We start from the raw sequence: 11,818 nt of genomic DNA, 5'->3' as shown, positions 1-11,818 counted from the left end.
CTGGAAGTATGCCGTCGTCTGACCGGGGTTGTGCCATCGCCGCTGGCGGATACTCAGATTGGTGGGGCTATGGCCGGGCTTGGGGCTTCGATGGGTTTTCAGCGCCTGGTTAAAGAGGTGCTGAATATTAATCTGCCGAAAGAAGAGACACGCTCAAACTGGTTAATGCGCCCTCTGCGTGAGGAGCAAATCAGCTATGCCGTTGCCGATGTTCATTATTTATACCGTCTGTATCCGAAGCTGATTTCACTGCTGAAAAAACTGGGCCGGCAATCCTGGCTTGCAGAAGATTGCGAACGTTTGCTGAATACATCGGAAAAATCCGAAAAAGCGAACCTGTATTTTCGCCGGGTTAAGTTGGCCTGGAAGTTACGCCCGCAGGAATTATTGCTGCTGCAGCATCTGGTGTTGTGGCGCGAACAGCAGGCGCGTGAGCGTAATGTTCCGCGCAGCAAAGTCGTTGATGACAACAGCTTGTGGAATATTGCGCGCTTTAAACCCCGTAACCGGGATCAGCTGGTTAAAGCCGGAATGCGCCCTCAGGCGGTAAGGGAAGATGGCAAGACGCTGCTGGATATTGTCAGTCAGGTACAGGCTATGGATAAAAGCCTGTGGCCAAAACAGTTGGATAAACCACTGTCGCCCCAGGCCGGACAGTGGCTGAAATTACTTAAAGAAGCCGTGGTCAGTAAGGCGGAATTACTCGATGTTCCACCAGATTTACTGGCGCGCAAAAAAGCACTGGAGGCGTTAATCCGCTCCGGATACCCGAATGGTCCCTTTAAATTGCCGGAAAGCCTCAGTGGTTGGCGCAAAGCGGAAATAGGGGATTATTTAATGATGATTTTGCAGGATCAGACGAGAGTGATCTCGCTGAGAAAACCGACTCATGACGAAAGTACTGTGTGACGTCTACAAGACGAAAAAGAAAGATGAAACCTACCTCTACGTATCCCGTAAGGATGCGTTGACGCGTGTTCCGGATGCTTTGATTGAACAATTTGGTAAGCCAGAACTGGCGATGACCATGATTCTTACGCCGGAGAAAAAACTCGCCCGGGCCGATATCGACAAGGTTCTGAAGGCGCTGGATGAGCAGGGTTTCTATTTGCAGATGCCGCCAGCCAAAGAAACTTACATGCTCGATCTGTTCTGCAAACTGGACAAAGAATGAGCGCACAACCTTTCTGGAAAGAAAAAACTCTGCGCGAGATGAGTCGTACAGAGTGGGAATCGCTCTGTGACGGTTGTGGCTTGTGTTGTCTGCATAAACTTGAAGACGAAGACAGTGGTGAGGTGTATTACACCGATGTGCACTGTCGTTATATGGATACCAGTAATTGCAGTTGCACGGTTTACCAGGAGCGTAATATCAAAGTGCCGAACTGTGTCTGGCTAAGTCCGGAGCAGGCCGAAAGCTTTTTCTGGTTGCCTGAAACCTGTGCCTATCGTCTGCTGGCGGAAAAAAAGCCTTTGTTTGATTGGCATCCATTGGTATCTGGTGACCCTGCGTCGGTGCATAAAGCGGGTATTTCAATTCAGAATAAAGGGATTTCTGATGATCAGATTCCCGAAGATGAATGGCAGGATCGTATTATATGGAAGGCATAATTCAGTTCTTACCCTTTTGGGCGGTCTATCTGGTATGTGCTCTGGTGGGTTATTGGTGCTGGAACCGGATGTTTTTCTGGCTGGCCGCTGACAGTGATGTGCGGCGTTTTTTGCGCATGATTGGTGCCGTGTTGTTGTTTACACCAGCGCCTATTGCCCAGGACTCCAATTACTTCGCTCCCGTACTGGTGGTATTGCCCTTTACGGCGATCAGTGAAGGCGTTAATGCTGCCTTGTATGCACTTAACTGGTTGCTGGCGGCTTTGTGTCTCGGTGTGCTGGTGTTGGGTATGCGCCAGTTGTTGCTCTGGATCAGAGCCCGATTACAGGCAGAATGAAATAAAAAGGCGCACAGTGTGCGCCTTTTTTATATCCGGTACGCCCTATGTGCAGGGCTACGAATTGATTAATAAATAATCAGCTGTTCAGTGTATTTCCCCTCGCTCTTTTTCTCTGCCCTGGCTGTTCAGGAATTTTGCTATCCGGCATTTTGCCCAGTCAGGGATTTTTTTTATTCCTTTTCTGGCTAACCCATAAAACTTTGCTAGTTTTAATGCAGGAGTGTTCTGTATTTCTGACGGTCGTCCTCAGGTGGCCGGCGTAATCCGGAGCGGTACTTAAACTTGGGGTTTTTCCGTCAGTGGAGTAATCGGATTAGGGGCAGCAGAGTCTGCGCTCTAACGGATGAGAGGTTGGAAACATGGCTAATCATATCTTCATTCTGGCAACTGTAATGCTGTTGGCTGGCATTTTTGGGGGGCTGGTAAATTATTATCTGTATGGGGATAAAGACCCTGATGCAGCAAGTCTGCCACGTTTTCTTGTGGTTGGTGTGGGTGCTTCTTTTCTGGTGCCGGTAGTACTGGACATGGTGAACAGTGAGCTTGTTCTGGAAAGTCAGGGTGATCCGTCACGCTTACTGATTTTTACAGGTTTTTGTCTGATTTCAGCGTTGTTAAGCCGCTTCTTTATCGACAACCTGTCCGACCGTATTCTCAACGAAGCTCAGGTAGCGAAGCAGCGTTCAGAGGAAGTGCAGCAAAACCTGCGCATTATTCAGAGCGAGCTGTTGCCATTAATCGATACTGAAACAGAACAGGACTCCGGACAGGAAGATCCGCAGGTGGTTCAGGTAAATGATGAGCTGGATGTTACCTCGACCCATGTGCTGAAAATTCTTTCCAGCGGACGTTTTATCTTCCGTTCTCTGGCCGGGGTTTGTCGTGAAGCGAATGAAGAAGAGTCGACCATTCTTAAAACATTGCATGTGCTGGTAACCCGTAGTCTGGCCGGTAAAGTCAGCGGTAAAAACGGTGTTCGCTGGCACATTACTGAGAAAGGCCGCCGCGTACTCGAATCTAACCTGTAATAGTCTGACCCCCGGGAGCATTTATGATGATTAATCGTTGGCTGTCGGGGGTGATGTTTGTATCACTCCTGTCGTTTTGTGCCGTATCTTCTGCGGCCGAATCTCCTGCCAAGCCTTCCGATGTCCGGATCATTATCGATATTTCCGGCAGCATGAAGGAAACAGACCCTGAAAATCTGCGTATTCCGGCGCTGAATCTGCTGGTCGAGTTATTACCCGATCAGTCGCAGGCTGGTGTCTGGACCTTTGGCCGTTACGTCAATATGTTGGTGCCGCTGGCGGCGGTGAACCAATCCTGGCGTGATGCGGCAAAAGAACAGGGGAAGTCTGTTAATTCTGTTGGGTTGCACACCAATCTCACTGAGGCTCTTGCTAAAGCCAGCTGGAAAGTAGCTGCAGACAGCGGTTTTAATCACAGCGTTATCCTGCTGACCGATGGCAAAATCGATATGGCTGAGGCTGGCCAGAATGCTGAGCAGGTTAATTCAGCAGAAAGAACCCGCCTGTTTAATGAAGTTCTTCCCGTTTATGCCGCTGCCGGTGCCCGTATTCATACGCTGGCTTTGTCGGATGGTGCGGATAAGAGTCTGTTGCAGCAAATTTCGCTCGAAACGGGTGGCTTGTTCCTGCAGGCATCCAGTGCCGATGAGTTACTTAAGGCTTTTCTTAAAGCCTTTGATCGCGCGGTGCCGGTTGAACAGGTTCCAATGGATGACAACCGCTTTGATATTGATGCCAGTGTTAAAGAATTTACGGCACTGATATTCCGCAAAGGCGGTGGCAAAGAAACCCGTCTTATCCAGCCGGATGGCAGTGTTATTACCTACGCAGATGCGCAACCGGAGGGCGCTGTACGCTGGCATCAGGATGTTAATTTTGACCTGATTACTGTGCAGTCGCCCCAGACCGGTAGCTGGGTAGCGGATGCGGATCTTGATCCGGATAACCGGGTGCAGATTCTGTCTGACCTGACGCTGAATGTTGAAGGGCTGCCGGTCAGTCTGTTTTCCGGTAATCCGCTGGAATTGGAGATCGCTCTGAAAAATGCCGGAAGCATTGTTGCCGAAGATGCTTTGCTGCGGCTGACCGACATCAGTCTGAAAGTAACGGCACCGGATGGCCGCTCAGGCAGTAAGTTATTGTCAGATCCCGAAAACCTGCCAACTGATGGTATTTTCCGTGAGGCATTAACCCGCCTGTCGCAGGTAGGGGAATACCGCTTTGAGATCAATGCGATTGGCCGTACGTTTCAGCGCCGTCAGGTATTAAGTTCAACGTTGATGGAACCTTTGCGGGTTGAGATCCTGCCACAGCCTGCGGAGCAGAAAGTAGAAATCCGTGTTATTCCTGAAGGCGCTAATGTTGATTCGGGGCTGAGTCGGGTAATCGCCAAAATCAGCAGCCCGGATGAAAGCTCCATCATTCAGTCAATGGAATTTGATGCAGCCCAGCAGGCCTGGGTTCTGGAGCTGCGCGCCGATAAAGGACCGGGGGCGTATGATATTGTGCTGAATATTCGTGGCGTATCGAAGGGCGGAGCCACGTTCAAGAGCAAGCCGGATGATATCCGCGTTGAGTTTCCTCTGATTGATCCCGATGCGCCGGCGGTTGCTGCTCCGGCAGCTGAGTCTGACGCAGAATCTGCTGCTGTGGATGTGCCGCCGCAGACTATGCCCGAGTCAGAGCAAATGCCGGAAACCGGGCCTGATGCCAGTATTCAGACACAGGTTGCCGATGAGGAAAAACCTGCACCTGCTGAGGAGCCTGCTGCGGAAGTCATTAAACCAGATCTGGCAAAACGCTTTGCTGAACAGGAGGATGTTGTTGAGCCTCCGGTGAAGGAAGAAGAGGGCATTGCCTGGTGGGTTTACCTGCTGTTGGCATTGGGTAACCTCGCGGTCTTTGGTGGTGCCGGCTACTGGTGGTTTATGAAACGCCGTCAGAGCAGTGCTGCTTCGGCAGCGGCGCCTGCCTCCCATGATAGATTACCTGACGATCTGCCCCATGATGGTTTGACGGATGATGACTTTGCCGGCGATTTCGATGCCTTTAATGGGGAGTCAGAAGAAGAAATTCCGCTGCCGTCATCGGCTCCGTCATCGATGGGAGGGGATACGGATATTAATGTTTCGCTGGACGATGATTTTGATATCGACCCGGATGAAAACCCGGTCGCCGATGACGACTGGGGCGAGTTTGACGCTGATAATGAATCCTCTTCGGGATCTCCGGATGATGATGAGAACAAACCTGCCTGATTGCGTAATACACCCTCAGTGAATAACCGAGGGTGATCTCCGGCCGGCAGTATCATTTTGCTGGCCGCTAATGCCTTGCTGATAAGCACCCCCCTACTTATACTGCTGACCTATTTTGTCGAATGAATGACTTAGAGGTTTGTATGAAGTTTCAGGGCACCCAGGAATACGTCGCAACGCCGGAACTGCAGTTAGCGGTTAATGCGGCAATCGCATTACAGCGCCCGCTGTTGCTGAAAGGGGAGCCTGGTACCGGAAAAACCATGTTGGCTGAGCAATTGGCCGAATCATTGGGTACCGAACTCATCCAATGGCACATCAAAAGTACAACCAAAGCTCATCAGGGCCTGTACGAGTACGATGCGGTATCACGCCTGCGGGACTCCCAGCTGGGTGTCGACAAGGTTCACGATATTGCCAACTACATCGTTAAAGGTAAGCTTTGGCAGGCCTTTACCGCCGATAAGCCAGTGGTGCTGCTGATCGATGAGATCGATAAGGCAGACATCGAATTCCCGAACGATCTGCTGCTGGAACTCGATAAGATGGAGTTCTTTGTGTATGAAACACAGGAGCGCATTGTCGCCAAGCACCGCCCGATCATCCTGATTACCAGTAATAATGAGAAAGAACTGCCGGATGCGTTCCTGCGCCGCTGTTTCTTCCATTACATCGACTTCCCGGATCGTGACACCATGAAAGCCATTGTTGATGTGCATTTTCCGCGCATTCAGGCTGAGCTGGTGCGTGATGCACTGGATGTTTTCTTCGATGTGCGCAAAGTACCGGGCCTGAAGAAAAAGCCTTCCACCTCAGAGCTTATTGACTGGCTGAAACTGCTGATGGCCGACGAAATTGGCCCCGACGTACTGCGCAATGCGGATACCAGCAAAGCCATTCCGCCATTGTACGGCGCTCTGCTGAAAAACGAGCAGGATGTACAGTTGCTGGAAAAACTGGCTTTTATGAGTCGTCGCAAAGGCTGATCCGATGCTGATTGATTTCTTCCAGACCGTCCGTAACGCCCGCGTACCCTGTTCGGTACGCGAGTATCTGGATCTTGTGCAGGCGGTTAAAGCCCATGTGGTTTTCGCCGATCTGGACGAGTTTTATGCGCTCGCCCGGCTCTGCCTGGTAAAAGACGAAAAGCACTACGATAAGTTCGATAAGGCTTTCGCCGCTTATTTTCAAGGGCTGGATACACTGCCTTCCTTTATGGAAGAGGCCAATATTCCGGTTGACTGGATGCGTAAGGAATTCGAACGCATGTTGTCAGAAGAGGAAATGGCCAAAATCGAAGCGCTTGGCGGGCTGGATAAGGTCCTCGAAGAGTTTAAAAAGCGCCTTGAGGAGCAACATAAGCGCCATCAGGGCGGCAATAAAATGATCGGTACCGGCGGTACTTCGGCCTTTGGTGGTAACGGCTATAACCCGGAAGGTATCCGCATCGAGCAGGGTAAGTCGCGTCATAAAAAGGCTATTAAGGTCTGGGAACAGCGCAACTACAAAGACCTCGATGACAGCATTGAGCTGGGTATCCGCAATATCAAAGTTGCGCTGCGCCGTTTGCGTAAATTTGCCCGTCAGGGCTCGGTAGAAGAGCTGGATCTGGGCGACACCATTGCTTCCACTGCGCGCAATGCCGGTTTTCTGGATATCAAGATGGTGCCGGAGCGGCACAACTCGGTCAAAGTGCTGCTGTTTTTTGATATCGGCGGTTCAATGGATCCGCACGTGCGCGTCTGCGAGGAGTTGTTCTCTGCCGCCCGCACCGAGTTCAAGCATATGGAGATCTTTTATTTCCATAACTGCCTGTATGAGTCGGTCTGGAAAAACAATATCCGTCGTAACAATCAGCGTACCGACACCTGGGATATCCTGCGCAAGTTCGGACCTGACTACAAAGTGATCTTTGTTGGTGATGCCATGATGGCACCTTACGAAGTAACCCACGTCGGTGGCAGTGTTGAACACTGGAATGAAGAGCCGGGGGCTGTCTGGATGCAGCGTATGGCGGACCATTACGGCAAGCTGGTATGGCTGAATCCTGCCCCTGAGTCTTACTGGGGTCAGGGTGGGTCGCTGGGGGCGATCCGTGAAATTGTAAATCAGCATATGTACCCGCTGACGCTTAAAGGGCTGGAAACAGCGATGCGCTACCTCAGTAAATAGGGGCGTGGCAATCATTAGTTTGTACGGAAGTACCGATTGATTGCGGGGCACGCTTTATAGGACAATGGCGCGCTGATGGCATGGATGCCCACATAACTAGAAAAATGAAAAGGGCTTTAGACCAATGCTGGTCCAGGGGAATCTTTGGTGTCTGCTTACCCGCCGGGTAAGACAGATGCTCTACATCACCACGTTCTGTCTGATCTGTGCTCCGTCGTGGGCGCAACAGGAACAACTGTATCTGCGCAAAGGGCCGGGCAGTGCCTTTCCTGTTATCTTCGAAGTTTCTTCCACCGAACAATTACAACCACTGCGTTTGCAGGGGGAATGGCTGCTGCTCAGCAATGGCCGTCGTCAGGGCTGGCTGCCGGTCGCTCAGGTGCCTGAGTCATCCGGTTTGAGCCGCGCCCAGCGCTGGTATCTCAAGGATGCCCTGCGTCCGGGTAACTGGCAGGTACAGGGCGGTTGGAACAGTGAAACGGCTCTGCAGCTGGGCGTCAGCTATCCACTGGATGAGTATCGTCTGGCTGCACGTTTTACCCGTGCCAATGCGGGTGAACAGGCCTGGCAAAGTGCCGAACTGGGGCTGGAACAGGTGTTTTCCCGTTATGCGGCCTGGTCTCTGCGAGGTTTTGCCGGCCTTGGGCTGGGGATCAATGAACAGGGTAGCCGCCACTGGGATGAAAACGGACGGGAAACCTCGACGGCGCTTTTTACGGTTTCCGGTGATGTTGTCTGGCCACTGGAAAAACGCCTGGATTTGCGTCTGCGTCTGCAGGCTTCACAGGCGCTGGGCGCTGATCAATCTGCACATACGGCCGTTGCGCTGATCTGGAATCTGAGTTTATGAAGTATCTGATCCTTTGTTTGTTGGCTGTACCTTTATTGGTCAACGCAGAAACCACCGATATATACCAGCCACGCATCAAAGTGGCTGGTCTGGAAAAATCTGAAAATATCAGCCGCCGCTACGGCAGCTGGGGTGTTGGCGTTGCCCAGCAGGCGCAGGATAATCTCAGCAGCCGCACTGCGCTGAATTTTACTGGCCGCTGGTTTGCAGGAGAGCGCTGGTATCTGCTCGGCAGTGCACAATTTGCTCCTTTTAATCAGAGCGAAATCCGTAACAGCAGTGGCCAGGTTTTACTGGAGTCCGGCGAACAGGCCAATGTACTGGCCGGCGGCGCCGGGTACGCTTTTCTGCAGGGTGCTGCCAGTCTCAGTGGCCGGACAAGCTACCCGTGGCAGGTTGCTGTGGAAGGGCTGATGGGCGAGCAATATACCGGTGACAGCAGCGGCCGCTACACTGGCCTGGCCTTTTCCTGGCAGTTGCTGGGCGATGACTACTGGCTGGCAACAGAATGGCGTGTCTATCAGAGTGATGACAGCCGTCTGGATAAACTGAACGTAAATAAGGGTATGCAATGGGGCATTTCATTCGGCTCTTATTTCTGAGTCTGTGCGTGATCAGTGCGCAGGCTGAAGAACTCAGCGCGGCAGATACGCTGGCTCCGGGGCAGCTGGTAGACGATTTTTCTATGCCGTCCGCCATTGGTGGCTGGGGGCAGCGTCTGGCAGAACAACGTGGCAAGCCGGTGATGCTGATCTGGCTGGATCGCTGTAACCAGTGTCAGGAAGAGCTGGTGCGCTATCAGCTGCTGGCAGAAAGTTACGCTCTGGATCAACTGGTTGCCTGGTTTATCTGGGCGCCGCACAAAAATGATGTGCCGCCGAAAATGCGCTTGCCGGTATTGCTGAATGACCAGTACTGGTCTCAGAGCTGGGGATTTAACCCCCGCCCGGCAATCATGCTGATTAATAAAGATGGCGTGCTGGATCACCTGATTCTGGGGGAGCTGTCCGGGCACTATGACGAAACTGAAAAGACACTGGCACAATGGATGACTGAGCAACAGTTGCAGGCCAGTGCGGAGAACGGACAATGAAAAAATTATCACTGCTGGCAGCCTGTGCGCTGCTGGGTATTCTGGCAATGCCAGTGCAGGCAGAGCAACAGAATGCCAATATTGCGGCCGATATTGTTCAGGTTAAACGCTCGGTGCTGGAGCTGAATAAAGACCTGTACGAGCTGGAAGAAGATCTGCTCAGTCCGGCAACCACCCGTGCGGCCTTTTATTTTTCGCTGACGTACGGTGAATTTTTTGAACCGCTTTCGATTGAAGTCAGTGGGGCGGGTTTTGAGGCGGTACGTCATATTTATACCGAACGACAGGTTGCGGCCTTGCGTATGGGGGCTGTTCAGCCACTGGCTAATATTAATCTGGGGCCGGGCAAACACAATTTGCGTGCAATTATCCGTGGTGTGGATCAGCTTGGACAAAACCGTGAACTGGTTGTCGAGCAGCAGGTAGAAAAAACCGATAAACCGTTATTGCTTGAATTTGTTGTCAGTGATGTTGCCGAGCAGCAAAGTGCCGCGGCGCAGTTGAAATTCTGGTAACCGGTGTACGGATGACAACTTTCTGATGCGACATTATTTACTGCTTCTTCCTATGCTGTGCCTGTTGTCGGTTACCCATGCAGCTGACACGGATATCACGGCAGAAGCCATTACCGTGCAATCCTCAGCAGGCATTTCCAGTGGAAATCAGCCCGAAAGCGCAGAGCAGCGTCTGCTGCGCGGTGCATTTTATTATCACTACCTGACCAACAATTATCAGCAGGCACTGGTCAGTCTTGATCGCATGCAGAAAACTTATGGTCAGGCCGGAACGGTCGCCGAAGTGACCGTTATGAAGGCCGCTATTCTGCTGGCCCTCGGACTTGAAGACGATGCCGATGCTTTATTTGCTGATACCGAAGCCTATGGCACTGAAGCATCGGCAGACGCCTGGTTTCATCTGGCCCGGCGCTGGCAGGCAAAATCTGAATGGGAAAAATCCGAGCGCTGTATCCGCCGGGCTTTACAGCTGGATAGCGGAGCCGCCGGTTCTGCCAGCGCATTAAATGCTGCCTATCGGGAAGAGGCAAAATTCATTCTGGTTGCCAGTCTGGCAGAACAGGACAGAATGCATGATGCCAACGATGTGCTGGTAACCATGAGCCAGGATGGTATCTGGAGCGGTTATGCCCGCTATAACCAGATGTTGTCATTAATGCGTCTGCATGCGGTCAGTCGTGATCTGGAAAAATTAATCGAAGAAGCCACGTATTATTTGCCGGATACCTACGAAGGCCATTCCTTAAAAGACAGAATTTTATTGGTTGCCGGTATTTATGCTCTGGATGCCGGTAAATACCGTCAGGCTGAAGCTTATTTACGTCAGATCAGTTTAGACAGCGCATTTACGGCGCCCGGATTATTGCAGTATGGCTGGTCGCTGGTTGATCAGTGGAAATACGAAGAGGCCATGCAACCGTGGCGGATTCTGCAACAGCGTTTCAGCGAATTTCACCCGGCGGTTATCGAATCCGTATTGGCGGTGCCCCACGCCCTTGAATTACTGAATGCGACCACACAATCGCTGAAAACCTACGAATTTGTCGAGCAGCGTTTGCTTGGCATGCTGGATACTCTGCGGGAGCAAAACGCCCGGCCACAGATTTCAGCCTGGCTGAATGAGTGGGAAAATCAGCAGCAAGGGCAATCCTGGGGCTGGCAACGGGTTAATCTTGGCGATATGCCCGACGGTGCGCTGTCCAGAACATTGCAGGATCTGCTGGATGACCGCGATTTTAATCAGATGACCTCGGCTCTGCATGATCTGAACAGCATGATGAATGATGTCCGCCGCCAGCAGCAGGATCTGAAGTTGTGGCAGGAGGTGCTGCAACACCGCCAACAAAAACTGACTGGGCTGAATGCAGATAAAAAACTGCAGCGTCTCGAACAGCGTCAGGCTGAACTGACACGCGATGTTCTCGCCTTGCAGCAGCGCTTACAGGCGGAAGATAAAAAAGTATTTGCCTTTGCTTCAGTTGCTGACCAGCAGAATGTCGATCACCTGGCAGCTGTTGTGCCACGCATTGAATTTCTGCAGCGCCTGAATACACCAACCCGTGATCTGGGTATTTATAAAGAACGCTGGCGCCGCAGCCGCGGCCTGCAGCTGTGGCGCATTTATGAAGAAAAGCCGGATCGTCAGTGGCAGGCACAAAAAAATTATTGGCAATTGCAGGGCGTTACCTCTGCCTTGCTGGAACAGCTGGAAAATACCCGTACAGCACTGACCTGGGCAGACAGCAGCTGGCAGGGCTTTCCGCAGCGTGTCGCTCAGCAACAGCGCCTGCTTGAACAACAGGAAAAGCGTCTGCAGCAACTGCATGAACAGCAACGGGAGCAGATTATTGCTCATGTTTCCCGCCATATGACAGAACTGGATGTGAGAATCACCGACTATCTGGCGCAGGCACGACTCTCCATTGCACGTCTGTACGATGATTCCTTACA

Annotated in this window: 13 protein-coding genes; all 13 read left to right on the top strand. The window is 51.9% G+C overall.

What is annotated here, in order from left to right:
• Window positions 1–909, top strand: a 909-nt coding sequence (locus tag B3P58_RS11620) for a ribonuclease D (RefSeq protein WP_286717656.1), incomplete at its 5' end; no start/stop codon positions are given.
• The gene (locus B3P58_RS11615; protein WP_145468837.1) at window positions 890–1,174 is read left to right on the top strand and encodes a YcgL domain-containing protein; all 285 of its coding nucleotides are present in this window, start codon (window positions 890–892) and stop codon (window positions 1,172–1,174) included. The genes B3P58_RS11620 and B3P58_RS11615, both read left to right, overlap by 20 nt.
• Window positions 1,171–1,611, top strand: coding sequence for a YcgN family cysteine cluster protein (locus tag B3P58_RS11610; RefSeq protein WP_145468836.1), 441 nt, complete (start codon window positions 1,171–1,173; stop codon window positions 1,609–1,611). The genes B3P58_RS11615 and B3P58_RS11610 overlap by 4 nt, the downstream gene beginning before the upstream one ends.
• On the top strand, window positions 1,599–1,949 hold the full coding sequence (locus B3P58_RS11605; RefSeq protein WP_230332056.1) for a hypothetical protein: 351 nt from the start codon (window positions 1,599–1,601) through the stop codon (window positions 1,947–1,949). The genes B3P58_RS11610 and B3P58_RS11605 overlap by 13 nt, the downstream gene beginning before the upstream one ends.
• 362 nt (window positions 1,950–2,311) lie before the next feature.
• Window positions 2,312–2,980 (top strand): YEATS-associated helix-containing protein, encoded by a 669-nt coding sequence (locus tag B3P58_RS11600; RefSeq protein WP_145468834.1) that lies wholly within the window; start codon window positions 2,312–2,314, stop codon window positions 2,978–2,980.
• Window positions 2,981–3,003: 23 nt separating this feature from the next.
• Window positions 3,004–5,238 (top strand): VWA domain-containing protein, encoded by a 2,235-nt coding sequence (locus tag B3P58_RS11595; protein WP_230332057.1) that lies wholly within the window; start codon window positions 3,004–3,006, stop codon window positions 5,236–5,238.
• Window positions 5,239–5,381: 143 nt separating this feature from the next.
• Window positions 5,382–6,224 (top strand): AAA family ATPase, encoded by an 843-nt coding sequence (locus B3P58_RS11590; RefSeq protein ID WP_225692780.1) that lies wholly within the window; start codon window positions 5,382–5,384, stop codon window positions 6,222–6,224.
• A 4-nt stretch (window positions 6,225–6,228) separates the two neighbouring features.
• A complete protein-coding gene (locus B3P58_RS11585; RefSeq protein WP_286717654.1) occupies window positions 6,229–7,410 on the top strand; it encodes a vWA domain-containing protein in 1,182 nt (393 codons plus the stop codon).
• 175 nt (window positions 7,411–7,585) lie between these two features.
• Complete coding sequence (locus B3P58_RS11580; RefSeq protein ID WP_286717652.1) at window positions 7,586–8,260, top strand: hypothetical protein; 675 nt, start codon at window positions 7,586–7,588, stop codon at window positions 8,258–8,260.
• Window positions 8,257–8,862 carry a hypothetical protein gene (locus B3P58_RS11575; RefSeq protein ID WP_225692779.1) on the top strand — a complete coding sequence of 202 codons (606 nt, stop codon included), beginning with the start codon at window positions 8,257–8,259 and terminating at the stop codon, window positions 8,860–8,862. The genes B3P58_RS11580 and B3P58_RS11575 overlap by 4 nt, the downstream gene beginning before the upstream one ends.
• Window positions 8,863–8,870: 8 nt before the next feature.
• Window positions 8,871–9,353: a peroxiredoxin family protein gene (locus B3P58_RS11570; protein ID WP_225692778.1), complete on the top strand. Its 483-nt coding sequence runs from the start codon at window positions 8,871–8,873 to the stop codon at window positions 9,351–9,353.
• The gene (locus B3P58_RS11565) at window positions 9,350–9,868 is read left to right on the top strand and encodes a hypothetical protein (RefSeq protein ID WP_145468827.1); all 519 of its coding nucleotides are present in this window, start codon (window positions 9,350–9,352) and stop codon (window positions 9,866–9,868) included. Before B3P58_RS11570 ends, B3P58_RS11565 begins: the two co-directional genes overlap by 4 nt.
• Window positions 9,869–9,893: 25 nt before the next feature.
• Window positions 9,894–11,818: hypothetical protein (locus B3P58_RS11560; protein ID WP_286717649.1), on the top strand; the 1,925-nt coding region annotated here is incomplete at its 3' end.

The organism is Thalassolituus sp. UBA2009, assembly GCF_002335285.1.
Lineage (GTDB): Bacteria > Pseudomonadota > Gammaproteobacteria > Pseudomonadales > Oceanobacteraceae > Venatoribacter > Venatoribacter alkanivorans.
Note: the sequence above shows the minus strand (reverse complement) of the source record. Positions and strands in the feature narration are given on the sequence as shown.